Below are 23254 nucleotides of genomic sequence, written 5' to 3' on the forward strand. Positions count from 1 at the left end.
CCCCCTAGGGTGATGAGCGGTCGACGGTCAGGAGGTCAGGAACCGAGCTGACTGACCGCAGGATAGGACAAGAATACCAAGAACGCGATGCACATCAGCAGCTGTGCCAGGAGCATCGACTGCGACGACTCCCCCGCCGCGCCCTCGACGTCGACGAGCTCCTTGCGACGCATGCTCTCGGCGCGGGCCATGAGGGAGCTGCGGATGCGGGCGCCCTCGTCGCCGGCCAGCGCGAGGGCCGACGCGAGGTCGCGGAGCTCGGCGACCCCCAGGTCCTCCCCGAGGCGCGCGATGCTCTCCCAGGGCGTCCAGCCCATGATCCGGGCGTTGGACAACGCCTGGCGCAGCCGCACCATCGCCCAGTGGTCGCCGAAGGAGGACGCCGCCATGAGCGCCTCGGGCAGACCGCGACCGCCGGCGAGGTTCATCGCGACGAGGTCGAGGAAGGAGCCGACGACGTGCCGGAAGTCTCGGCGTCGCTGCTCGGCGTCACGCCGCAGCTGCAGGTCCGGCAGCATGAACCCGGCGAGCCCGGCGACCGCCGCGACGACGACGGGGACGCCTGGCCCGCTCGCGTAGCCGAGGAGCGTGACGACCGACGGGAACCAGATGAAGGCGGCGAGCCCCAGCAGGGCCTTGGTGCCCAGGTGGTGGGCCAGGGTGCGGTTCATGACCGCGAGGTCGGTGCGGGTGCGTCGCAGCTGCCACCCGCGCAACGTCGCCTCGGACTCCAGCCGGGCACCGATGGTCTGACGGGCGCGGTCGAGCCGGCCGTCCGCTGCCGCGCCGGCGGCGCTTCGGGTCAGCGCGGTACGGCGACCGCTGCGCTCGAGTCGGGCGACGGTGGCCGCGATGCCTGGGCGGGGCTGCGCGAGGAGCGAGACGAGCAGCGCGACCCCGGCGCCGAGCATTGCGCCGGCGGCCAGCTCGGCGATCATGCCTGGCCCCTCGGGCTCGTCGAGACGAGGCGCCCTGACGTGGAGACGAGGAACCGCTGCGGCTCCTCGACGCCGGAGAGCCGTCGCAGCCAGAAGACGGCGAGGCCGAAGACGGCGAGGACGACCGCGAGGACGACCTGGCCGACGAATGTGCCGTAGGGCGCCATGTACGCCTGGTTGAAGACCACGAGGGCACCGGCGACGGCGACGATGACACCGGTCACGACCTGGACGCTGCGTCGTGTGCTGCGCCGGCTCGACTCGACCCGGCGGCGCACGTCGAGCTCGTCGCGCGCGGACGTCGCGAGCGCGGTGAGGACGTCGCGCAGGCCGGGCCCCCTCAGCCGGGAGTTGAGCACGAGCGCCGCGACGACGAGGTCGGCGGACGCGTCGTCGAGGTCGTCGGCGAACTTCATGAGCGAGTCCGGCAGCGGCTCGCGGACCCGCAGCCGGTCGACGAGGAGGTTGAGGGCAGGGCGGATCGAGGGCGCGGCGTTCACAGCCGTGGCGGGGATGGCCTGCTCGAGCCCGACGGCGCCGGCGATCGTGTCGCGCAGGGACTCGATCCACGACGCGAGTCCCTCGGCGCGCTGGATGGCCGCCCGCTCCTCGCGCACGCCGCCGAACAAGCGGTCCCAGAAGGCCACGAGCGCACCGAGGACGACGGCGAGGACGATCCACCGCGTCACGACGAGCACGACGATCAGCACGGCGAGCCCGATCAGCAGGCGACGGCCGCGCCTGGCCGTGGGCACGATCGTCGCGCGCCGGGTGCCCGCGAGTCCGCGTTCGGACCGCAGCGTCACGCCGGACAGGACGAGCAGCAGCATCGCTGCGCCGAGCCCGGCGACGGCCCCGGCCGTGATGGCCAGCGGCAGTCGCAGGCTCTCGACGATCAGGCCCATTCCCCGTGCACCTCCGGGTCGTAGCCGAAGGGGCGCAGCTCGTCGATGCAGGAGATGGGGGCGTGTGCCGCGGCGCGTCCGTCCGGTCCGGGAGCGAACACCTCGCTGGAGAGCACCTGTCCGTCGTGGCCGACGACCTCGCGGATGCTCTCGACGACGCGCGCCTGACCGCCGCCGGCGTCGTGGTCGTTGTGCTTGCGCAGGAACACCACGAAGTCCAGGGCGCCGGCGATCAGCATCGTCGTCGCCTCCAGCGGAAGACGTTCACGGCTCTGGATCGCGTAGGTCCCGATGCGGTTGAAGACCTCCAGCGAGGAGTTCGCGTGGATCGTCGACAGCGAGCCGTCGTTGCCCTGGCTCATGGCGTTCAGCATCGTCACGATCTCGTCGCCCAGCACCTCGCCGACGATGACGCGCGAGGGGTTCATGCGCAGGGAGCGCCGCACGAGGTCGGCCATCGAGACCCCACCCAGGCCCTCGGAGTTCGGCAGCCGCTCCTCGAAGCTCACGACGTTGGGGTGCAGCTCGGCGTCCTCCCCCAACCCCAGCTCGAGCGCACGCTCGACGGTGATGAGGCGCTCGGACGGCTTGATCTCGTTGGCCAGGGCGCGCAGCATCGTCGTCTTGCCGGCGTTCGTGGCGCCGGCGATCATGATGTTCTTGCGCGCCGCGACGGCGGCCTTGAGGAACGAGCCGATCGGCTTGGAGACGGTGCCGTTGGCGATGAGGTCGTCGAGCACGACGCGGCCGAGCCGCGCCTTGCGGACCGAGATCGACGGGCGGGCGCAGACGTTCATGACCGCCGAGAGGCGCGACCCATCGGGCAGGCGGAGGTCGAGCTGGGGATTGGCGGAGTCGAAGGGACGGCTGGAGAGCCCGGTGTGGGCGGCGAGGACCTGGATGAGCTCGACGAGCTCCTCGTCGCTCTCGGCCACCTGCGGGTGACGCTCCTCCCGGCCGTCGCCGTACTGCACGAACACGTGGTCGTGGCCGTTGATGTCGATGTTCTCGACCTCGGGGTCCTCCAGCAGCGGCTGGAGTCGCCCCACGCCGAACAGCGCGGAGTGGATCGCGGTGGCGACGTCACGCTCGTCCTCCGGGGAGAGCGGGCGGCGGCCCTCGGCCACCTCGTAGCGGGCGTGGTCCTCCAGCACCTGGACGATGAGCGAGCGGGCGTACTCGCGCTCGTCCTCGGCCGACATCGGCGTGACGCCGTTCATCTGGTCGCGACGACGCTGCTCGTTCAGACGGTCGGCCACCTGGACGCGCAGCGTGCGGACGAGGTCGTGGTCGATCACTCGGGCTCCTCCCTGACGTCGGTCCCGCCGACGGTCGCGCTGTCGCGGGCCTCGCCGGTGACGTCCGTGGGCACCGGGGCGGGCTCGGGCATCGACCTGGCCAGCGCGTCGACGATCGGCTGGGCGGAGCGTACGAGCTGGGTGCGGGTGGGACTGCCGGTGATCTGGCCGAGGAAGAACGCCGCACCCTTGCGGTCGTGCGCGACGTGGTGCACGCCGGCGACCTCGAGCTCGGCCTTCTCGATCGCCTCACCCACCTCGCGCACCGCCCGGGTGCGCTTCGGCTCGGCGACGACGGCCACGTGCAGGGCCGGCCCGGACACCCGGCCGAAGGACTCCTGCAACCTGGCGATGCGCCCCCGCAGGTGGATGACGTTGCTGGGGAGCGTGTCGGTGATCAGGACGCATGCCGCGGAGCGCGCGAGCAGTGCGTTCTGCGGCGTGGACCCCCCGATGCGTCCGAGGTCGGCGATCGTGTCGGTGCCCGGCAGGTCGGCGAAGAACTCCGCGAGCGCCTCCCACTGGGTGACTCCGCGGGCCTGCTCGGGCGACGTGACGCCGGCGATGACCCGCTGGCCGCCGACCATGAGCTGGCCGTGCTGGCCCACCAGGCCGTGGTGCAGGGACTTGCGGCCGGCCGCGACCAGGCTCGACAGTCCCACGCCCGGATCGAGCGGGGTGCCGTCGACGCCCGGCATGCGCAGCGCGACGTCCCCACCGGACGGGTCGGCCTCCACGACGAGGCTGTCACGCGGCCACAGCGCGCCCACGAGCATCGCCGTCGTGGTGACGCCCGGCGAGCCCTTGGCCGAGGCGAGGGTCAGCAGCGCCATCGTCAGCTCCCGCAGGTGGCCGGGACGCGCTGGCCCGCGTCGCCACCGATGAGCGCCGGCGTGACCGCGTTGTCCTCGATGCCCTGCGCCACGACGTTGAGGCAGGATAGGTCGATCGCGACGACGATGGGGATCTCGTTGCCGCTCACGCTGCCGAGGCCGCCGTCACTGGCGTCCCCGACGGAGACCAGCTCGGCCGCGACCGCCTGGCGGCCTGCGTCGCCGCCGCCGACGTTGAGCGCCAGCTGGGCGCCGGGCTGGAGCCGCTGCACGAACGGCGAGGAGTCGACCGACAGCGTGAGCTGGGTCTGTCCCGCGGCGATCCCGACATCGTCGGAGACCATCTCGGGGGTGAGGACCGTGCCGGGCAGCAGCCGCGTCGTGGCCGACTGGCCGACGACGTCGTCCACCTGGTCGGCTGGGATGCCCGAGCCGAAGTCCTCCGGGAGGCTCACCCGGCCCAGGTCGTTCTCGGTGATCTGCGCACCCTGGGCGACCTCGGAGGTCACCTGGACGTAGAAGGCACGGTTGCCCGACTGGAGTGCGAGGAAGCCGGACGCGAGCGCGCCTCCGACGATCAGCACGACCGCGAGCGCGATGAGCGCCGGGCGTGACTCGCGCGTGGACGGAAGACGGGAGACCTGCGTCCGCGTCTGCTCCTTGGCCATCGACTCAACCTCTCCTGGACGGTCGAGGGAACACGGGCCCCTCCCCCGGAACGATGTCGGCGCTACCGTACACGGCGAGGGACCGGCCCGTCGCAGGATGCTCACCCGCCATCGATCCGCCGGTCGACGTCGTCAGGGAGTGCCCGTCGGCTCCGGGTCGGCCGGCTGCTCCCCCGGCTCCACGGGCGCCGTGGCCGGCGCCTGCTGCTGCTCGCGCTCTCGCTGGTTCTCCTGCGTGATGCGGAAGGCGTCGCGCACGGCGAACCCGGCGACGATGACGGCGATGACGATGACGCCGACGACGATCGCGGGCCAGATGCGCTGGTGCTCGCGCCAGGTGCGGCGGCTGCCGTGCAGCAACGCAGAACGCATCTGCCGGCGGCGCATGGCGTCGGCCTCGAGGACGTAGCGCTCGGCGTTCGGCGTGTTCTGCAGCGCCAGCGTCGGTGGCGGCTTGGTGGGTGGTGCGTCCCGCTCGTCGTCGGCCGCGTTCATCGACGTCCGCCCAGGGCGATGGCGGCGGACAGGCGGACCAGTGCCTCTCGGGTGGGTGCTGCGACGAGCGCCGGGTCGTAGGGCGCTCCCGTGGCGAGGTGCGGGTCCGGCGGGACGGCGACGACCGCCGCGGCACCGGCACCACGCAGCCGGGAGACCGCTTCCCGCTGGACCCGACCGTACGACTCCTCGTGGGCGCAGACGACGACGTGGATCGCCTGCTCCGCCGCTGCCGGGTTGACCTCGAGGACGCGCTCCATGGCCGCGGCGTGGGCCAGCGCGCCCAGCCCACCGGGGCCGGTCACCACGACCACCTGGTCCGCCCGGGCCACCGAGGCGTGCGCGGCCTCGCCGGCGCTCGCGCCCGCGTCGAGCAGCGCGAACGTGTGGTCGGCCCCGACCCGCTCGAGCGCCTGCGCGAGGTCGCGTCGGCTCGGGCGCAGTCCCCACTCGACGGCGTCGACGACCCCGAGTCCGGACGCGGCGGCCGGCACCGGTTCGTCGACCTCGAGCGCGCCGGCGCCCGCGAGGTCGACGCGGTCGCTCATGGAGAGCAGTGCCGACAAGGGAACGGTGCCCTGCTGGACGTCGAGCAGCGCCGTGCGGTCCTCGCGCAGCGCCATGAAGCAGGAGGCGACCCCGAGCGCGACGCTCGTGCACCCGACACCGCCCTTTCCTGCCACGAAGGCCACGACGCGCCGGTCGCTCTGGCGACGGCGAACCGCCTCGACGACCTCGCGGTCGGCGGCGACCGACTCGGCGGCGTCGGCCGTGGACAGTCCGCGGGCGACGGCCCGCACCATCCAGCGGCGCGAGCCTCCGGTCGGTGCCGGGGGGGTGCTGCGAGCCAGCAGGTCCTGCACCGGGTGTCGACTCGACCCGCCGTCGTGCGCTGGTGGGGTCGGCGCTTCTGCTGGGGCCGGGCCCGGGCCGGACGCGGGGAGGGTCGGGGACGGCGAGAGCAGCGTCGGCGGCGCCGGATCGACGTCGGGACGCAGCTGGACCACCGGCGCACGGTCGTCGCCGGGACCTCCCTCGTCGTGCGCGGCGGGGTCCCGGGGCGCCGCGGGAGGGGGCGGGTCGGCTCCCAGCCCGAGGCTGCGGGGGTCGATGCCCATGCGGGCGAGGTCGGCGGCCGTGCCCTCGGCCTCGCGTCGACGACGCATCTCGGCCGCGAGCCGCTCCTGCTCCTCGGAGGTGTCGTCACTCATCAGAAGATGTCTCCCAGCTGGCCGTAGAGCCCGAGCGCACCGGCCAGCACGACGAGCATCGTGACCACGACCAGGAACTCCGCGATGTTCAACGTGCGCTTGACCCGGGCTCGCGAGATCTCCGAGATCGGGACCGTCGCGATGCCGAGCGCCACCGCCCCGAGGACCGCCGTGACGGGCACGAGGAAGGGCACGAGGTCACCGTCGGCCAGCACGACGGCGGCGAGGGCGACGCCGAGCACCACGAGGCCGGCGACCCTGAGCGGCAGGACGTGCTGGATGCGGGAGAACACCCGCGACCGCAGCACCGCGGCGACGGCGACGACCAGGGCCAGCGTCCGGTCCCACGGGTCGTCCCCGAGCACCAGCACGACGCAGGCGACGACGACGACCCCCGCGATCCCCAGGAGGGCCCCGATCAGGATGTCGTTGCTCGCACGGTAGCGGCGACGCAGCGCCGCCAGGTCGAGCTGGCCGACGTGGCGGACACGGTAGTCGGCGCTCGCGAGTCCGCCGACGGACAGCGAGATGCGTGGCAGGACGCCCACCGTCAGCAGTCCGAGGACGGGCAGGACCCGCACCGCCTGGATCGGGTCGATCGCCAGGCCGATGGTGACGCCGGCCTCGACGAGCACGGCGGCCAGCGCGACGACCGCGAACGCGGCGTGCGCGGTGGCGTCGGCGGTGAGCAGGCGGGCCGCGCCGGCCATGGCCGCCATCATCGCGACGGCCGTGAGGATGACGAGCTGGACGGAGAGGGGGTCGGCGATCGACCGCCCGAGCAGCAGGCCCCAGACCAGGGCGACCACGGCAGCCACCTGCGCGTCGGCGGGTCGCGCGTTCACGGAGGCCCACCACGTCGCGAACAGCAGGACCGCCACGGCGACGACGGCCGGGACGACGCCGGCGAGCAGGTCGACCTCCCGGTCCGCCGGTGCGACCGGCGCCAGGAGGGCGAGGGCGGCCCACGCGAGCAGGAGGGCAGATGTCGCCAGCACGGCGAAGGACGCCGTCGTGCGCGGCACCCAGACGCCGCCCGCCGCGTCGACGCTGTCCTCGACGGCGTCGCGCACGTCCTCCACCAGCGCCGGCGAAGCGTCGTCGCGCGTCGAGCGGAGCTCGAGGACCTCGCCGTCGAGCACTCCCGCGTCCTGCAGGGTCTGCACCAGCGGCATCGTCGGGCCCCCGACGCGCGCGAGCGTCCAGCTCGTCGGTGGGCCGTCGGACCGCTCGGGAGCCGCGTACCGCATCACCTGCGGCATGACGTCGGCCAGCGGCAAGGCACTCGGCAGGGCGAGGTCGACCGTGCGCTGGTCGGTCACGACGGTGACCCGGCTGTAGGCCGTCAGCACGTCGGCCCCCTCCTGTCCGATGATGGTGCTCGACCCTCCGCCCTTGCGCATCGGTCGAGCGGTCGTGAGCATAGCGTTGCATCAGCGCACGCCGCAGGTACGGCGCGACGCCCGCCTCGTGCCACGGCACACCGACGATGGGGAGACGGCATGACCACGACCTTGGTCAAGCGTCCGGCACGTGTGGAGCCGCCGCGGCGGACGTCGACGTCGCTCGCCATCGAGCCTCCGCCGGCGCGCGGCCAGTCCACCCCGGCGATCGCCGGGGCGGGCATGCTCATGATGCCGATCATGGGCGGCACGGGCTCCATGACCATCGCGATCACCCAGAAGGACCGCCCGATCATCGCGGTGGCCGCCTTCCTCGCCCTGATCGGTGCGGTCGCGATCGGCGCCCTCATGGTGATCTCCCAACGCAGCGGCGCCAAGCGCCAGGTGCGGGAAGGTCGTGAGCGCTACCTCGACTACATCGAGTCGCTGCGTCACACGGTGCGCGACCAGATCGCCGGCCAGCGCGCCGAGCAGGCGTGGCGGCACCCGCGCGCCGACCAGCTGTGGGACATCGCCGGGAACGACGCCCGGCGCTGGGAGCGACGCCCCCACCATCCCGACTTCCTGGCCGTCCGGGTGGGCACCGGCGAGGTGCCTCTCGCCGCGGGCCTGACCCTCGACGCCGACACCGGTCCACTCAACGACTTCGACCCCGTCTGCCTGCAGTCGGCGCAGGAGCTGCAGCAGCGCTACGCGACGCTGCGCGACCAGCCGATCGTCGTCCCGTTGGCGAGCATCGGCCAGCTGGTGCTCCGCGGTCGCCCGGCGGCGCGCCGTGCCATGGCGACCACCGTGCTGACCCAGCTGGCCGTGCTGCACGGACCGAACGACCTGTCCCTCGCGGTCGTGCGGTCCGACGAGGCGGCGCCGGACTGGGACTGGGCGAAGTGGCTCCCCCACCTGCAGGAGACCGCCCAGCTCGACGGCGACCTCCCGGCGCGGCGGGTGGCGACCTCGGTCCCGGCGATGGCGGAGATGCTCGCGGCCGAGTTCGAGACACGGCTGGACCGACGGTCCCGGTCGCGCGGGAGCGAGACCCCGGCGGGTGATCACCTGGTGGTCGTCGTCGACGCCCAGGGGCTGCCCACCGGGCAGCAGCTCTCGTCACCGGACCCGGCGGTCCCCCTCGCCGAGCTGGGCGTCCACGTCATCACCCTCACCGATGACCAGCGCCAGGAGCCGGAGGTGGTCGACCTGCGCCTGGAGATCGACGAGCGCGGCGAGGTGCACAGCGCGGTGCGCACCGACTCCTTCCGCATGGACGTCCTGCCCCCGGGCACGGAGTCGGCGGTGGCGCGGCAGATCTCCGCACTGCGGCTGACGCACGAGGACGTCGGGGAGGACGGGCTCAACGACACCGTCGGGCTGCCTGAGATCCTCGGCGTCGACGACCCCGCGCGCCTCGACGTGGGCCGCACGTGGCGCCCGCGCGCCCTGCGTGACCTCCTGCGAGTCCCGATCGGCGTCGGCGCCAACGGCCAGGGCGTCCTGCTCGACCTCAAGGAGTCCGCGCACGGCGGCATGGGTCCGCACGGGCTCGTCGTCGGCGCCACCGGTTCGGGCAAGTCGGAGATGCTGCGCACCCTGGTGAGCTCGCTGGTCATCGGCCACGGACCCGACCGGTTGGCGCTCATGCTGGTCGACTTCAAGGGCGGCGCCACGTTCGCGTCGATGGAGCACATCCCGCACGTGGCCGGCACCATCACGAACCTCCAGGACGACCTGACGCTCGTCGACCGGATGCGCGACGCCCTCTACGGGGAGATGCAGCGACGCCAGGAGATCCTGAAGAAGGCCGGGAACCTGCCCAACGTCACGGCGTACCAGGACCGCATCGACGCCGGCGAAGACCTCGAGCCCCTCCCCCACCTGCTCGTCATCGTCGACGAGTTCTCCGAGCTGTTGACGGCGAAGCCGGACTTCGCGGAGATGTTCGTGGCCATCGGGCGCATCGGTCGATCCATCGGCGTCCACCTGCTGCTCGCGACCCAGAAGCTGGAGATGGGCAAGATCCGCGGCCTGGAGTCGCACCTGTCGTACCGGATCAGCCTGCGCACGTTCTCGGAGTCGGAGAGCCGGGACGCGATCGGTGTCCCGGACGCCTTCCACCTGCCGCCGGAGCCGGGGTCGGGCTACCTGAAGGTCGACACCACCGTCTTCGACCGGTTCAAGGCCGCGCTCGTCTCCTCGCCCTACGTGCCGCCGTCGGAGGGACCCAAGACCGCCGTCCCGGTGGTGCCGTACGTCGCGGTCAACGGGATCGGTGAGTGGCTCGCACGGCAGGCGGAGGCCGAGGCCGAGGAGGCCGCCGAGAGCGCTGTCGCCGTGAGCCCGACGTCGGACGTGAGCGTACTGGACGTCCTGTGTGACCAGATCACCGCGGCCGGCGCGCCGAGGGTCCGTCCCGTCTGGCTCGAGCCCCTGCCGGAGCGGCTCGCCCTGGGATCACTCGCACGGGTCGGCGAGACTCGTCCGCTGACGACGTGCCGAGCCGTGCTCGGCCTGGTCGACGACCCCAAGCACCAGGACCAGTTCCCCCTGGAGTGGGACTTCACCGGCGGTGGCGCGAACCTCGTCGTCACGGGGTCGCCGCAGACCGGCAAGTCGGTGTTGCTGCGCACGATGATCCTGTCGATGGCGATGGGGTACGCGCCGGGCGACGTCGTCTTCTACTGCATCGACTACGGCGGCGGGTCGCTGTCGTCGCTCAAGAACGTCCCGCACGTCGCGTCGGTGACGTCGCGGACCGATCCCGAACGGATCCAGCGCACCGTGAACGACGTCCGCTCGGCGCTCGACCGGCGCGAGTCCCTCTTCCGCGACCGGGGGTTCGACTCCATGGGGGCGTACCGGCAGGCGCGGGCCGCCGGTGAGCTCGACTCCGAGCCCGGCGACATCTTCCTCGTCGTTGACGGGTGGGGCACGTTCCGCGACGAGTGGGAGGACCTGGACTACACGATCGCCGACATCGCGGCGCGCGGCTCGAACTTCGGCGTCCACGTGGTCATCACGGTGACGCAGGCGATGCAGGTGCGGATGCGCATGCAGGGCTCGATGGGTGGGCGGCTGGAGCTACGCCTGAACGACGCCTACGAGTCGGAGTTCGAGCGGGCGGTGAGCGAGCAGCTCCCCAAGGACTCGACCGGTCGCGGCATCACCGGCTCGCGCAAGGCGGCGATGATCTTCCAGGCCGCGCTGCCGGTGCTGGAGGTCTCCCAGGACGACGAGGACGCCGACGCGCTCCCGTCGTTGGAGTCGGACCAGCGTGCGCTCGTCGCCGCGATCTCCGAGGCGTGGGGCGAGCGGACCGTCGAGCGCGTGCAGGTGCTGCCGCGCCGCGTCGAGCTGTCCGACCTGCCGCCGATCGAGCTGGGTGACAAGGGGATCCTCGTCGGGTTGTCCGAGCTCAACCTGGGACCGGCGGAGATCAAGCTCTGGGGCAGCGATCCGCACCTGCAGGTCTACGGCGACGGCGAGACGGGCAAGACGAACCTGCTCAAGCTCCTGATCCACAACCTGATCTCGTCGCACTCCCCCGACGAGATCGGCTTCGCGGTGGTCGACTACCGCCGTTCGTTGCTCGACGTCGTGCCGCAGGAGTACTTGTTGGGGTACGCCGCCGGTGCCGAGCAGACCGCCTCCCTCGTCGCCGGTGTCGCGGGCGCGATCAACGACCGTGTGCCGGGGCCGGACGTCACGTCCGAGCAGCTGCGGACGCGGTCGTGGTGGAAGGGTCTGGAGGTGTTCGTCATCGTCGACGACTACGACCTCGTGGCCACCTCGCAGGGCGACCCGCTCCTCGGGCTGGTGGACCTGCTGCCGCAGGGTCGCGACCTCGGCTTCCACCTCGTGCTGTCTCGTCGTACCGGCGGCATGAGCCGGGCCGTGTTCGAGCCGTTGATCCAGCGTCTGATCGACCTCAGCGCGCCCGGCTTCATGTTCTCCGGCGACCGGATGGAGGGACGCCTCGTCGGCGGGCACGCCTCCCGGCGGCTGCCGGTCGGGCGGGCGATGTACATCAACCGCGACGGCGGGGCCTCTCTCGTGCAGACGGCGGTCGTGCCGGACGAGGAGCCGCGATGAGTACCGGTGGGTCTGCCAGGCGTGGCACCTCCAGCCTCCGTGCCAGCCCTGTCCCGGCCGCCCGGAGCGGGACACGCTCGTCGTCGAGGGTCGGCAGGAGCTCGGCCCGAGAGCTCGGGAAGACCCGCGCGCGCGACCACCCTGGACGGTGTGACCCGAGTCTCACCACCCGTGCGGTTCCGGCGCGATCTTGGTAGCCTCGACGCAATTCCAGCATCTCCACAGGGGGAGGACCGCATGTCCGCAGATCGCGTCTCACTGACAGAGGGCTACGAAGCAGCCCAGCAGAGCAACCGTGCCGTCGCCAATTCCGGCGAGGGAGTCGCGGGGCTCGCCAAGAAGCAGCACGGTCACTCGGCCGAGCTCCAGGGTCAGAACCACGGCGCCTTCGCCGCTCAGGCCTCCAACGGCTCCACGGCCGCTGCCAACAACCTCAGCGCCGCAGCGCTCCTGCACACGGCCAACGCCGCCGGCGGGCAGCGGAACGTGCGCGACATCGCCGTGCACGAGGACGAGGCTGCCCAGGCGCAGCGCGCCGAGTCGACGTCGCTCGACCAGAACGCGCTCGACCTGCACGCCAAGATCAACCCGACCGTCTGAGCCCGGACACCGAGACCAGGAGATTGCCATGACCGACCGCGTACGCGTTGACCGCGCATCCGTCCAGAACTACACCGACGCCACCCGAGCCAACGTCGGCAACAACCGCAGCCTCGGCGAGGACGTCGATCGCCAGCAGGCGCAGCAGGTGGCCTCGCGCGAGGGAGGCGTCGGCTCCGACGAGCTGACCCGCCAGCGCGCCTCGACCAACCGTCACGCGACGGACGTCAACACCGGGATCGAGCGGACGAGCAACCGCACGTCCGAGCAGACCGACCAGTTCATCAACGCGGCGCGCGCGTCGGCGAACCGGTCGATCCGCAGCATCTGAGGTCCGTCCATGAGTGGATCAGGGATCGTCGGTGCCGTCGTCGACACCCTGCACAGTGTCGGTCGCAACATCGCTCGTCGTAGCGGTGGCGGAGGCCCCGCAGCGCGACGGTTGAGCACGACGTTGGAGTCCAGCGCCAGTGCCGTCGGGCACCCTCGCGTGCGCGGTTCCATCACGGCCTACGTCACGAACAACGTGGTCGACACGGCGAACCTGTTCGGCTCACAGCTGACGGCGGCAGGCGACAACGTCTCCAACGTCGCCTCCACCATTCGCAACGAGGACACCGAAGGCGGGTACGTGTTGCAGACCGAGGTAGCAGCCAACTCGGCGATCTCGGACCGCATCCACGGCAACGTGCCCGTGTGACGTGGACACGCGTGGGCAGTGGGCCTCGTCGACGTCGTCGGCGGGGCCCACTGGCGTCTCGTCGCTGTGTCAGGCACGACAGCCGATCGGCTGGTCGATAGCCTTGTCGCGACGCACCGCTCAGGAGGGGAACCATGGTCGACGGCTTCGGTGACGCGTCCCGGTCAGGCTGGTTGAGCGCCGATGTGGTGCGCGGCATCGCCCATGACCTGGACGAGGGGTCCCGCGACATGGCGTCCCTGGCCCGCGCCCTCGACAGACCCGGCGCACGGCTGGAGGAGGCCCACGTTCGACGGATCGAAGACTTCCGTGGTCAGCTGGCAGCGTGCCGTGAGCTGGTGAAGGAGCTCACCGCGCGCCGCGCCTCCTGACTCCTGCAGCGCAGTCGAGACATGTCGTCCGCTGACGTCTGGTGGTGTGGCGCGTTCGACCTCGTGCGGGACAGTGAGTTCCCGTCGCCCCACTGCACGTTCGTGTCGGCACGTCTGACGCGTGACGGGATCTCTGCTCTGGACTATCCTTGAGTGCGACATCGACGACTACCCGGGGGTTCGGTCCGTGCCGATGAACGACTTCGACAACTATGCCGATCTGTACGGCGGCGTCACCGCGGCCCAGATCCGTGCGGCCGCCGAAGAGCCCGCGGCCAATGCCCGGATCATCACCGACATCGCCGCCGACCTCGGCACCGACGCCGATGCCGTCACCGCATCCACCGAGGGCGACATCACCGCCGGCACCCGCACCAACGCCCAAACCGTCCAGCAGAGCGCCGTCGCCCTCTCGCAGGCAGGCGAGTACGGCGTTGCCGCCCTCCACGAGTTCGCCGCCCACGTCGAGGCCTTCGACACCTCCGTCGCCGAGCTCAACCAGCGCCTGAGGACGAATGTCGCCTCCGCGCAACGCCTCGCCGGCCAGGCCGCCGCGGAGAACGACGAGGACCCACCCGAGTACGCCGAGACCTGGGCCGCAATCCGCGCATCGCTGGTGCCGGAGTACAACCGCGCCGTCTCGACCCTGGACGACAACGCCGAGGCCACCGCCAGCCGCTTCGAGCAGGGCCCCACCCTCGCCAACGTCAAGGACCTCGTCCTCGCTGGCTTGATCCCCTACACGATCGCCTCCAGCACGTGGCCCAACCTCACCCTCACCGCCGACGAACGACGCCAGGCCCTCGAGAACGAGGTCGCCAACATGACCCCCGCGGAGCAGGTGGCCTGGGTCCGCGCCAACGCCGACGTCGACCCGGCCATCGCCGACGTCATCTCCCCCGAGGCGCAGGAGATCCTCGCCGGCGACGTCGCCGACGACATCGCCGACCCACGATCCATCGACGCCGACACCGTCCGCCTGCTCGACCTCTTCAAGGAGCAGGAGGCCTTCGCCCACGCCCTGTATAGCAACGTCACCCCGGCGCAGATGGGCGACGCCATCGCCTACCTCAACGCCCACGCCTTCCCTGATCAGTCGTACTCGTACGGCCTCAGCGAGAACCGTGAGGAGCAGCAACAGCTCTATCGCGACTTCTTGACTGGTGCAGGCGTGACGATGGCGACCTTCACGAAGGGCACCGGCGCCTACGCGCCTCCATCCGACCTCGTCGACACCTGGTTCGACGCGATCACCCGCACCGAGTACATCGACCACACCACGAGCAGCCCCGTCAATCCCGACGCTGCCGCGCTCACGCTCCTTCTGCGGGCCGGAGGTCAAAGCGCGGAGTACGACACGAACTTCATCGCTGGCCTCACCGACCGCATCTACGACTGGGAGCGCGCCCAGGACGGACCGGTGTGGGAACCACGCAACCAACCGCCGGTCTACGACCCCTTCGGCGAAGGAGTCTTCGCCAACCACCACGACGATGGCTCGGTCACCTTCAGCGGATCGCCCGGCGGAGACGGTCTGGCCAATCTCCTCGGCGCCATGGCCAGCTCCCCCGACGCCGCGCGACAGTTCTTCTACGACGGGTCCAACGACGACAACGGTCACATCGACAGCGACAAGCTCGACTACCTGCTCGGCACGAAGGACGGAGAGGGCGTCAACGCGCGCACCTTCTCCGAGCGGCGCGGCAGCGACGAGGGCGAAGGGCTGGGGCTGGCCCTGGAAGCTGCCGCCGTCCGCGATGGTGACCGCCCCGACACCCATCGCTGGAGCAGCGACTTCGCCAGCGACGTCTTCAACCGCGTCGCCGACCTCAGTGGCCACGGCGACCGCAACAGGTTCGACGACGCCTGGCACATCTGGCCGAGCACCGCCGACAACCTCGGCAACATCGCCGCCAGCTACGCACCCGACGTCTACGACATCATCAATGCCGACGGGCAAAGGCCACAGGACCTCAACGTGAGTCGTGAGAATCTGCTCACCGTGGTGGGAGAAGTCGGACGAGGTCCCGACAAGTCCGGCGTGGAGACGCTGTCTGCTGCTGTCATGATCGAGGGCAACCATCGACTCGCAATGACCATCAGCGCAGCCGACCCGAGCACACTGGACCGACTGATCCTCGGCCGCACCGGCACGAACGGGGAGGTGCTCGGGACGATCATCAACCACGCCATCACCGTCGACCAGGACGACATGAACATCGCCGAGGCGCGCGCCGCCATCGCCGCAAAGGCTCTCGATATCGCAGGAGGGTTCATTCCCGGCGCCGGCAGCGTCTTGGGCGAAGGAGCCTCGCAACTGGCGCAGAGCGCCTACAGCACCGCCACCTCTCAAGGTCTGAGTGCTCTCAAGGACTCGGTCTCGGCAAGCCCTGACGCCATCGGACCGGAGTGGAAGTCCGACCAGCGAGTGTCCAGCGAGGCTGCCATTCGTTATCACACGACGAACCAGCTGATCGCGAGCGGAATCGTCGACGTCCCTCGCAGCATCACGATCCCAGGTCCCGAGGGGACGAGGATCCTCAATCCTCAGTTGTACGACCTCGACGGGATCGATGCCTTCGAACCCACCAGCGAGTACACAGTGGACCAGATCTTCGCAGGATGGGACCAGTGGACCTCGGCACCAGAGGGTGAAACGGCTCCGGTTGAACACACGAGCGCCTATGTCGACGCCGCCAAGGATGGTCTCGACCGAACCTTGAACAAGAGCCCCGAGAATGACTGAGCGTCTTCGCGCCGGCCGTTCGCGCGCACCACAGGTTCGGCATCTTCGATCCAGTGTCGCGGGTGGAGCAGCCGTGATCTTCGCTCTGGGCCTGAGCGGATGCGAGGGCCAGGACCCGGAGCCCTCTCCGCCGAGCGCATGCGCCCTCCTCGACGACGCCCTCGTCAACAAGGCCGTCGGAACCCAGGACTGGACCGCCCAGAACGACAGCATCGAGGCCGACGACGACCGCGCCCTGGCCTTGTGCGACATCGTCAGCGACGATGTCACCCTCACGATCAAGTCGTCCTACCCCGCCGATCCGGTCGTCATCGAGGAGAACATCCGCCAGCAGCTCGACTCCCCTGACTTCGAGGACACGCTCGCTGAACCTTGCACCGCCTACACCGGCGCGCCCCTGACCGGGATCGGGTGTCAACAGGTGACGGGCGGTAGCGAACGTCAGGACGCCTACATCTACGGGCACGCAGACGACACGTCCTTCTCCGTCGTGCTCTCCGACGCACCGCCGGCGCTGCCGTCCTCCGAGCAGCTGGAGATCGCAGAGCGCCTCACCACCGCCTTCCTCGACGGCTTCGCCGCTTTCAGGGACTCCTCGACGTGAGGACTCGGACCGCCGTCGAGGGCCCTACGGCCGCAGGGTCATGGCGACGATTCCCTCCCACCCATGCAGGCTCGGCCGAGGTCGACGCGTCGTCGCCCGTGCTTCGACGCCCTCACCCCGACCGGCGTGTGCGGCGTCGCGACCCTCAGCGAGCTCGCCGGGTGCGGCGTCTTCGGAGCTGACGACGACATCGGTGCATCTGCGGCGACCGGGACTGGTGCCACTACATCGCCGGCGAGGGCTACACCGAGGCCGCCTACGACCGCGGCATCTCCGTCCTCTACTGCCAGGTGACCGATGCTCGACAGCGCACCGCCGACGGCGAGCTCGATCTCGAGGACCTACCCACCTGGGCCAAGACCGACGAACGCGACGGCGCCCCCATCATCATCGACTTCGCCACCGTACCCCTCGCCGATGTCGCCAGCCGCCAGGACGATCTACGAGGGCACTTCGAGGACCTCGGCCGACCCTTGGACGAGGAAGAGATCCGCACGTGCGCCGACGAGCTCACCCAACGCGACGTAGAGGCCACCGACGGCAAACGGCAGGCCGGCTGATCAGGTCACGATGAGGTCCACGGCGAGCTCCCCGAGAAGGAGTGCCCCCACAAGCACCGATCCTCCCCTACGCCTGCGCGATCCCCCGACGTCCTGCGAGACCTCCCGCCCCCTCGACCCGGGCAGGGACCTCGCTCCGGTCGAGCTCGACCCTCAGTGCCCGGTGCCGATCACACGGGTCGTGACGCCACCGCCCCTCTGGACTATCCGACCGGTGACATCGACGACAACCCGGGGGTTCGGTCCGTGCCGATGAACGACGTCGACAACTACGCCGATCTGTACAACGGCGTCACCGGCTCCACCGAAGGTGACATCACCTCCGGCACCCGAGCCAACGCCCAGACCGCCCAGCAGAGTGCCGTCGCCCTCTCCCAAGCCGGCAGCTACGGCGTCGCAACCCTGACCGAGTTCGCCGCCCACGTCGAGACGTTCGACACCAAGGTCGCCGACCTCAACCAGCGCCTACGATCCAACGCCACCTCCGCGCAGCGTCTCGCCGGCCAGGCCCCGCGGAGAACGACGACGACCCACCCGAGTACGCCGAGATCTGGGCAGCGTTCGCGCATCTCTGGTGCCGGAGTACAACAGCGCCCTAGCCACCCTCGACGACAACGCCGACGCCACCGCCAGCCGCTTCGAACAAGGCCCCACCCTCACCGCCGACGAACGTCGTCAGGCGCTGCAGAACGAGGTCGCCACCAGTCTCTGGCAGCGCAGCCCCGAGAGATCGAGGATGTGCGGAGGATGCAGAATCAATGGCACGATTTCACGAGTTCGTCGGAGTGCTCGCAAATCGTCGAGCACACTCATCAGAGCACCTTTCACAAGTACTTCGTGGACCCGTCGCTGTGAGGACGAAAGTGGGTCTCTTGGGCGTGTTGACCGTGGGTGCCCTTGCTCTAGCAGGCTGCCAGGGTGATGCCGGAGACAAGGGATCCGAGCCGAACGCCGGCTGTGACTTGATCTCCGCGGAATCCCTGGCGCAGATCACCGGCGGACAGGATCTGTTCGTCACCGGCGGGCACATCGACCAGGACGAGCGCTCCTACCTGTCGTGCGACGTCCTCACCACAGGCTCACCTACTGACCTCGTTCGGATCCTCGCCTACGACATCGGCGGCGAGGAGGCGCGCACCAACGCCGAGGAGACACGGCGCGGACAGCAGGAGGCAGGGCCCTGCGAGGACATCACCCCTCTACCCGGTGATGACGGCTACCTGTGCACGCGAGCGGACCGCGTCCAGATCGACGCCAGCGTGGCCCTGGAGGATCGACTGGTGAGGTTCACGTTCTACGAGGACGCACAGCTCGACGAGGTCACGCCCGAGAACGTCAGGGCCTGGGCCAAGGAGGTCGACGACCGCGTACGCGAGCTCGACGACAGCAGGTGAAGGCCTGATCGAAAGGATGACAGCATGACGCACTGGATGCATCCGGCGGTAGGCACCATCGCCGCGACCCTGCTGTTGGCGGGCTGCGACAGCGGAGGGTTGTTCGAGGCAGAGCCGTCCGCCGCGGAGGGTCCGGTGTGGACTGGTCGAGCGCGATCTGCTCGCCGAAGTCCTCGGGGAGGGCGATCTCGTGGGCACGGGGCCGGGCGTGCCCAGCGACGGTTCACGACTCGCAGGACCCACATACTGCGACATGAGGGCAGACGGGGCCTCGGAACCGGTCGTGCGCGTTGCCGCTTCGGAGGCTGAAGACGATGCCGAGAGCACGCTCAAGTCGCTCCGCAGCGAGTGGTCCAACCGCGATTCCGATTCTCAGGAATGCGAGCCGTACGACGGGCCTGCCGGCCAAGGTGTCGCGTGCGAGTTCACCCGAGGGATGTTCCTCCCCGGTGTCCGACTCACGATCTCCGGCAACGACCGGATCACCATCACGATCGAGAACTGGCAGGGACCCGATGTCCCGCAACGCTTGGCGACCGCTGAACGGATCCACGAGGACGCGAAGAGGAACCTCACCAGGTCCAGGGGGCCAGGTCTGATGACGCGACTCGGGCTTCCGACGACGACGCGTCCCGGGCTCGGGTGTGGGGCGTCGTGGGAGCGATGCTCCCTGTCAGCGCGGCGGAGTCTTCGCCTGCACCCACTCCTCTGCGGAGTCGGGCCAGAGCCTGGACATCAGGCTGAAGACGACCGATCCGGGCAAGATCCCCGGGCCCCGTCGAGGACTCAGACGGGCGGCTGCGTGCCGTGGTCCAAGAGCCGCGGACCACCATCACCCGCGATGCCCTCGAGGCCCCGCCATCGTCCTTGGAGGAACGACGATGCACCGACCGACACCCGCGCGGTGGTGACGCTGCGTGGCTCGTGCACTAGCCTGGGACGTGACATCGACGACAATCCGGGGGTTCGGTTCGTGCCGATGAACGACTTCGACAACTACGCCGATCTGTACAACGGCGTCACTGCCGCCCAGATCCGCGCCGCCGCCGAGGAACCGGCCGCCAACGCGCGGGTCATCGCCGACATCGCCACCGAGCTCGACGCCGACGCCGACGCCGTCACCGGCGCCACCGAGGGCGAGATCACCTCCGGCACCCGCGCCAACGCCCAGACCGTCCAGCAGAGCGCCGTCGCCCTCTCCCAAGCGGGCACGTACGGCGTCGCCGCCCTCGACGAGTTCGCCGGCCACGTCGAAGCGTTCGACACCAAGGTCGCCGAGCTCAACCAGCGCCTGCGCACGAACGTCGCCTCGGCGCAGCGTCTCGCCGGCCAGGCCGCCGCGGAGAACGACGACGACCCACCCGAGTACGCCGAGACCTGGGCCGCGATTCGCGCATCGCTGGTGCCGGAGTACAACAGCGCCGTCTCGACCCTGGACGACAACGCCGAGGCCACCGCCAGCCGCTTCGAGCAGGGCCCCACCCTCGCCAACGTCAAGGACCTCGTCCTCGCTGGCTTGATCCCCTACACGATCGCCTCCAGCACGTGGCCCAACCTCACCCTCACCGCCGACGAGCGGCGCCAGGCCCTCGAGAACGAGGTCGCCAACATGACCCCCGCGGAGCAGGTGGCCTGGGTCCGCGCCAACGCCGACGTCGACCCGGCCATCGCCGACGTCATCTCCCCCGAGGCGCAGGAGATCTTCGCCGGTGACGTCGCCGACGACATCGCCGACCCGCGATCCATCGACGCCGACACGGTCCGCCTGCTCGACCTCTTCAAGGAGCAGGAGGCCTTCACGACGGCTCTCTACGAGACGGTCTCGCTCGAGGACATGTCCGACGCCATCCGCTACCTCAGCACAGCGGCAACGAGCGGCATCATGATGATGGGGGACGAGTCAAGCCGCTCGGACATCGAGCTGTACAACGGCTTCATGAACGCCGCGGGTGTCGCGCTCGCGACCTACTCCACCAACGTTGCGAGTCCCACGGACCTCGCAGATCGCTTCGTCGACGCCATCACGACCGGCGATCCAGAGCGCTTCCATCAGTCCGCGGCGCTGACGCTGCTGCTGCGCGAAGGCGGTGAGCAGCCGGCGGGGGTCTTCGATGCTCAGTTCATGGACAGACTCGCCACAGATGTTCTCGCATGGGAACGGAGCTTCGGCGGCGAGCCGGTCTGGGGCCCACGGGACACAGCGAATCTGATGGATCCGGACGTCGTCTGGGACGAGCGAACCGGGATGTTCTCTGGTCGGCCGGCGGGCGATGGACTGGCCAACATCCTGGCTGCCATGGGCAACAGCCCTGAGGCCGCCCAGGCCTTCTTCCAGGACGGTGAGGGGCGCATCGACTCATCGATCCTGGACTATCTCATCGGGGTCGAGGACGGGGACGACGTCTCCGCTCGAACGTTCTCCGCGATGAACGGAAGTGACGAGGGCGACGGCCTGGGCGAAGCCCTCGAAGCCGCCAGCGTCGGCGGAGGCGATCCGGAGTTCGCCGCTGCCTTCACCACCGACGTCTTCTCCCGCATCGCCGAGCTCTCCGGACATGACCCCACGTCGGGTCATGACACGGGCTGGCACGTCTGGGAGAACATGACGGACAGCCTCGGGGCAATGGCAGCGGGATACACCCCTGACGTGTACGACCTGCTGAGGAACTCCCCGCCGAGCTCAGAGCATCCGCTCGCCATCACCCCGGAGCAGATGGCCAAGGTGCTCGGCGAGATCGGACACACGGACAACAAGGATGGCTTGACGCTACTCACCTCGGCGATGATGCTGGAGGTCAACCAGCGCACCGACGCGTTCCTCGACAATCTCGACGGTCCCCCGACACTCGACTCGCTCATGAACTCCGGGTTCCAGGGGTTGCAGACTCAGCACGGGAACGTCATGGGCAGCTTGCTCAACTACGGGCTCGCGGTGAGCGCGGAGGGCGATGAGCTGCAGAGGCAGCAGCAAGAGATCATGTCGCGTTCCCTCGATGTCGTGGCGGGGTTCGTTCCCGGTGGAAGGCTCGCACTGGGGCCGGAGGCTCAGCAGCTCCTCGTCATGGGCTACGACGTCGCGAAGTCTCAGTTGCTCACCGAGCTGAAGGGCAATCTCGCCGCGACCCCCACGACCGATGGATACCTCGACCAGGCCACCGGCAGCATCGAGGACAAGCTGACCTACGGTGCGATGAGCGTCCTCTACCAGAACGGCTACGTCGGCCCGCAGGAGCTCGATGGCAGCTCGGCGAGCTTCGACGGCATCGCCGACGTCCTGCTGGTCGGTGACCCGCCTCAGATCAGGCCGGACCTCTACGACACGGATGGCTACATCATCACTGACGACACCTTGTCCGCCGCTCAGGTCCAGGCGATCCAGGAGGAGTGGGGCAACTTCACGAACGCCAGCGGGGCCTACGAGCGTGTCGTCGAGCTCACACAGTCCGAGGCGTTCATCACCTCGTTCATCCATCCCGAGCTCCGTGCGGGTCGATGATGATGCACGCACGCGGCCCGAAGCACGGGACGGACGGACCCGATCCTCGGTCCAGCCGCTGGGGTCCCGACGCTCCCGGGCCGGCGTTGACCATCGACAGCCCGCCTGGTGTCTCCGTTCGCGTGTGGCCCTCGACCACCGCTCGAGACCGGCCGAAGCGACGGGCATCATCACGTCCGTCGTGGACTAACCTGGCCAGTGACTGGTTGACATCCATGGGGGTCCAGTTCATGTCGGTGAGGTACCGCCGTGATGACGGCGCAAGGAGTACCCGGGAGAGGTGGGCCGTCTTCGGGGTCGGCGTGCTGACCTTCTCCGCTCTGGCGACTGGATGCGGAGCGGGGTCGGCACCCGAGGACGACGTCCAGGACCGGGCCTGCGGTCTGCTCGATCGTTCGATCGTCGAGCAGGTGACCGGGACCGACCGCTACGGCAACACCTCGCGACTGCTCGGCGAGACGACATGGACCGGCGAGCCCTTCCAGGCCATCGGCGACCCAGGGGCCAAGGGTGCCGCCGATCGCGCCGTCACCGGCTTTCGCTGCGCCGTGACCAACGGCACGACGCGCCTGCTCGCCATCGACGGTCGCGCATTGCCCGACGCCGACGCACGAGCCGAGGCCGAGAACGCTCTCGCCGAGCGATTCGCCGGTCGCGACGGCTGTACCACCACCGACGACGCGGCAATCATCTGCTCGACCACCGAGACGACCGAGGCCGGGTTCGTGCTGCAGGACTACTCCGTCGTCCTCACCGTCACCCCACGCCCCGACACCGAGGCACCCGACCCTGAAGTCCTGCGCGACGCGGCACAGAATGTCGCCGACAACGTCACCGAGTACGCGGCCCTCGCCGACTGACGCGGATCACCATCATGATCGAGAACTGGCACGATTCCGATGCGTCCCAGCGCCTGTCGACTGCCGAACGGGTCCACGAGGACGCGAAG

The 23254-nt window shown here is 70.0% G+C and carries 20 protein-coding genes; 12 read left to right on the forward strand and 8 right to left on the reverse strand.

Annotated features, from left to right (window positions below; translation table 11 throughout):
- Positions 1 to 35 precede the first annotated feature (35 nt).
- The 8 genes from ABD213_RS14220 to eccD all read right to left on the reverse strand — a co-directional run bounded on the left by ABD213_RS14220 (position 36) and on the right by eccD (position 7772).
- Entirely contained in the window at positions 36 to 938 is a 903-nt protein-coding gene (locus ABD213_RS14220; protein WP_344329983.1) for a type II secretion system F family protein, read from the reverse strand.
- Entirely contained in the window at positions 935 to 1843 is a 909-nt protein-coding gene (locus ABD213_RS14225) for a type II secretion system F family protein (RefSeq protein ID WP_344329985.1), read from the reverse strand. Before ABD213_RS14225 ends, ABD213_RS14220 begins: the two co-directional genes overlap by 4 nt.
- Positions 1834 to 3141, reverse strand: coding sequence for a TadA family conjugal transfer-associated ATPase (locus ABD213_RS14230; protein ID WP_344329986.1), 1308 nt, complete (start codon positions 3139 to 3141; stop codon positions 1834 to 1836). The genes ABD213_RS14225 and ABD213_RS14230 overlap by 10 nt, the downstream gene beginning before the upstream one ends.
- Positions 3138 to 3974: a hypothetical protein gene (locus tag ABD213_RS14235; RefSeq protein WP_344329988.1), complete on the reverse strand. Its 837-nt coding sequence runs from the start codon at positions 3972 to 3974 to the stop codon at positions 3138 to 3140. The genes ABD213_RS14230 and ABD213_RS14235 overlap by 4 nt, the downstream gene beginning before the upstream one ends.
- A 2-nt stretch (positions 3975 to 3976) precedes the next feature.
- Positions 3977 to 4642, reverse strand: a complete 666-nt coding sequence (locus tag ABD213_RS14240; protein WP_344329990.1) for an SAF domain-containing protein — start codon at positions 4640 to 4642, stop codon at positions 3977 to 3979.
- Positions 4643 to 4774: 132 nt separating this feature from the next.
- Positions 4775 to 5137, reverse strand: coding sequence for a hypothetical protein (locus ABD213_RS14245; protein WP_344329992.1), 363 nt, complete (start codon positions 5135 to 5137; stop codon positions 4775 to 4777).
- Positions 5134 to 6348, reverse strand: coding sequence for a MinD/ParA family ATP-binding protein (locus ABD213_RS14250; RefSeq protein WP_344329994.1), 1215 nt, complete (start codon positions 6346 to 6348; stop codon positions 5134 to 5136). Before ABD213_RS14250 ends, ABD213_RS14245 begins: the two co-directional genes overlap by 4 nt.
- Complete coding sequence (gene eccD, locus ABD213_RS14255; protein ID WP_344329996.1) at positions 6348 to 7772, reverse strand: type VII secretion integral membrane protein EccD; 1425 nt, start codon at positions 7770 to 7772, stop codon at positions 6348 to 6350. The genes ABD213_RS14250 and eccD overlap by 1 nt, the downstream gene beginning before the upstream one ends.
- Before the next feature lie 78 nt (positions 7773 to 7850).
- On the opposite strand from eccD, the gene eccCa reads away from it, so the two are divergent.
- From eccCa to ABD213_RS14315, 12 genes are all read left to right on the forward strand, one after another.
- Positions 7851 to 11834 (forward strand): type VII secretion protein EccCa, encoded by a 3984-nt coding sequence (gene eccCa / locus ABD213_RS14260; RefSeq protein WP_344329998.1) that lies wholly within the window; start codon positions 7851 to 7853, stop codon positions 11832 to 11834.
- Positions 11835 to 12071: 237 nt separating this feature from the next.
- Positions 12072 to 12434: a hypothetical protein gene (locus ABD213_RS14265; RefSeq protein WP_344330000.1), complete on the forward strand. Its 363-nt coding sequence runs from the start codon at positions 12072 to 12074 to the stop codon at positions 12432 to 12434.
- A 28-nt stretch (positions 12435 to 12462) separates the two neighbouring features.
- Positions 12463 to 12765 (forward strand): hypothetical protein, encoded by a 303-nt coding sequence (locus tag ABD213_RS14270; protein ID WP_344330002.1) that lies wholly within the window; start codon positions 12463 to 12465, stop codon positions 12763 to 12765.
- A gap of 9 nt (positions 12766 to 12774) precedes the next feature.
- On the forward strand, positions 12775 to 13134 hold the full coding sequence (locus ABD213_RS14275) for a hypothetical protein (protein ID WP_344330004.1): 360 nt from the start codon (positions 12775 to 12777) through the stop codon (positions 13132 to 13134).
- Positions 13135 to 13268: 134 nt separating this feature from the next.
- On the forward strand, positions 13269 to 13505 hold the full coding sequence (locus tag ABD213_RS14280; RefSeq protein ID WP_344330006.1) for a hypothetical protein: 237 nt from the start codon (positions 13269 to 13271) through the stop codon (positions 13503 to 13505).
- 193 nt (positions 13506 to 13698) lie between these two features.
- The gene (locus ABD213_RS14285) at positions 13699 to 16251 is read left to right on the forward strand and encodes a hypothetical protein (protein WP_344330009.1); all 2553 of its coding nucleotides are present in this window, start codon (positions 13699 to 13701) and stop codon (positions 16249 to 16251) included.
- 73 nt (positions 16252 to 16324) lie between these two features.
- Positions 16325 to 16855 carry a hypothetical protein gene (locus tag ABD213_RS14290; protein WP_344330012.1) on the forward strand — a complete coding sequence of 177 codons (531 nt, stop codon included), beginning with the start codon at positions 16325 to 16327 and terminating at the stop codon, positions 16853 to 16855.
- 290 nt (positions 16856 to 17145) lie between these two features.
- The gene (locus ABD213_RS14295) at positions 17146 to 17415 is read left to right on the forward strand and encodes a hypothetical protein (protein WP_344330015.1); all 270 of its coding nucleotides are present in this window, start codon (positions 17146 to 17148) and stop codon (positions 17413 to 17415) included.
- Positions 17416 to 17667: 252 nt separating this feature from the next.
- The gene (locus ABD213_RS14300; RefSeq protein ID WP_344330018.1) at positions 17668 to 18270 is read left to right on the forward strand and encodes a hypothetical protein; all 603 of its coding nucleotides are present in this window, start codon (positions 17668 to 17670) and stop codon (positions 18268 to 18270) included.
- Between the two features lie 107 nt (positions 18271 to 18377).
- Positions 18378 to 18809 (forward strand): hypothetical protein, encoded by a 432-nt coding sequence (locus ABD213_RS14305; protein ID WP_344330020.1) that lies wholly within the window; start codon positions 18378 to 18380, stop codon positions 18807 to 18809.
- Positions 18810 to 19788: 979 nt separating this feature from the next.
- Positions 19789 to 22305 carry a hypothetical protein gene (locus ABD213_RS14310; protein WP_344330022.1) on the forward strand — a complete coding sequence of 839 codons (2517 nt, stop codon included), beginning with the start codon at positions 19789 to 19791 and terminating at the stop codon, positions 22303 to 22305.
- A gap of 215 nt (positions 22306 to 22520) precedes the next feature.
- A complete protein-coding gene (locus ABD213_RS14315; protein ID WP_344330024.1) occupies positions 22521 to 23165 on the forward strand; it encodes a hypothetical protein in 645 nt (214 codons plus the stop codon).
- The last annotated feature ends 89 nt before the right edge of the window (positions 23166 to 23254 follow it).

The organism is Aeromicrobium halocynthiae (assembly GCF_039531385.1).
GTDB classification, from domain to species: Bacteria; Actinomycetota; Actinomycetes; order Propionibacteriales; family Nocardioidaceae; genus Aeromicrobium; species Aeromicrobium halocynthiae.

What these genes read in the sequence shown, in the direction of transcription:
- ABD213_RS14225 (WP_344329985.1), bottom strand. Translation starts at nt 1,843, where the DNA reads ATGGGCCTGATCGTCGAGAGCCTGCGACTGCCGCTGGCCATCACGGCC.
- ABD213_RS14235 (WP_344329988.1), bottom strand. Translation starts at nt 3,974, where the DNA reads ATGGCGCTGCTGACCCTCGCCTCGGCCAAGGGCTCGCCGGGCGTCACC.
- ABD213_RS14270 (WP_344330002.1), top strand. Translation starts at nt 12,463, where the DNA reads ATGACCGACCGCGTACGCGTTGACCGCGCATCCGTCCAGAACTACACC.
- ABD213_RS14315 (WP_344330024.1), top strand. Translation starts at nt 22,521, where the DNA reads ATGGGGGTCCAGTTCATGTCGGTGAGGTACCGCCGTGATGACGGCGCA.
- ABD213_RS14280 (WP_344330006.1), top strand. Translation starts at nt 13,269, where the DNA reads ATGGTCGACGGCTTCGGTGACGCGTCCCGGTCAGGCTGGTTGAGCGCC.
- eccD (WP_344329996.1), bottom strand. Translation starts at nt 7,772, where the DNA reads ATGCTCACGACCGCTCGACCGATGCGCAAGGGCGGAGGGTCGAGCACC.
- ABD213_RS14220 (WP_344329983.1), bottom strand. Translation starts at nt 938, where the DNA reads ATGATCGCCGAGCTGGCCGCCGGCGCAATGCTCGGCGCCGGGGTCGCG.
- ABD213_RS14310 (WP_344330022.1), top strand. Translation starts at nt 19,789, where the DNA reads ATGAACGACTTCGACAACTACGCCGATCTGTACAACGGCGTCACTGCC.
- eccCa (WP_344329998.1), top strand. Translation starts at nt 7,851, where the DNA reads ATGACCACGACCTTGGTCAAGCGTCCGGCACGTGTGGAGCCGCCGCGG.
- ABD213_RS14250 (WP_344329994.1), bottom strand. Translation starts at nt 6,348, where the DNA reads ATGAGTGACGACACCTCCGAGGAGCAGGAGCGGCTCGCGGCCGAGATG.
- ABD213_RS14245 (WP_344329992.1), bottom strand. Translation starts at nt 5,137, where the DNA reads ATGAACGCGGCCGACGACGAGCGGGACGCACCACCCACCAAGCCGCCA.
- ABD213_RS14240 (WP_344329990.1), bottom strand. Translation starts at nt 4,642, where the DNA reads ATGGCCAAGGAGCAGACGCGGACGCAGGTCTCCCGTCTTCCGTCCACG.
- ABD213_RS14265 (WP_344330000.1), top strand. Translation starts at nt 12,072, where the DNA reads ATGTCCGCAGATCGCGTCTCACTGACAGAGGGCTACGAAGCAGCCCAG.
- ABD213_RS14275 (WP_344330004.1), top strand. Translation starts at nt 12,775, where the DNA reads ATGAGTGGATCAGGGATCGTCGGTGCCGTCGTCGACACCCTGCACAGT.
- ABD213_RS14285 (WP_344330009.1), top strand. Translation starts at nt 13,699, where the DNA reads ATGAACGACTTCGACAACTATGCCGATCTGTACGGCGGCGTCACCGCG.
- ABD213_RS14300 (WP_344330018.1), top strand. Translation starts at nt 17,668, where the DNA reads ATGAACGACGTCGACAACTACGCCGATCTGTACAACGGCGTCACCGGC.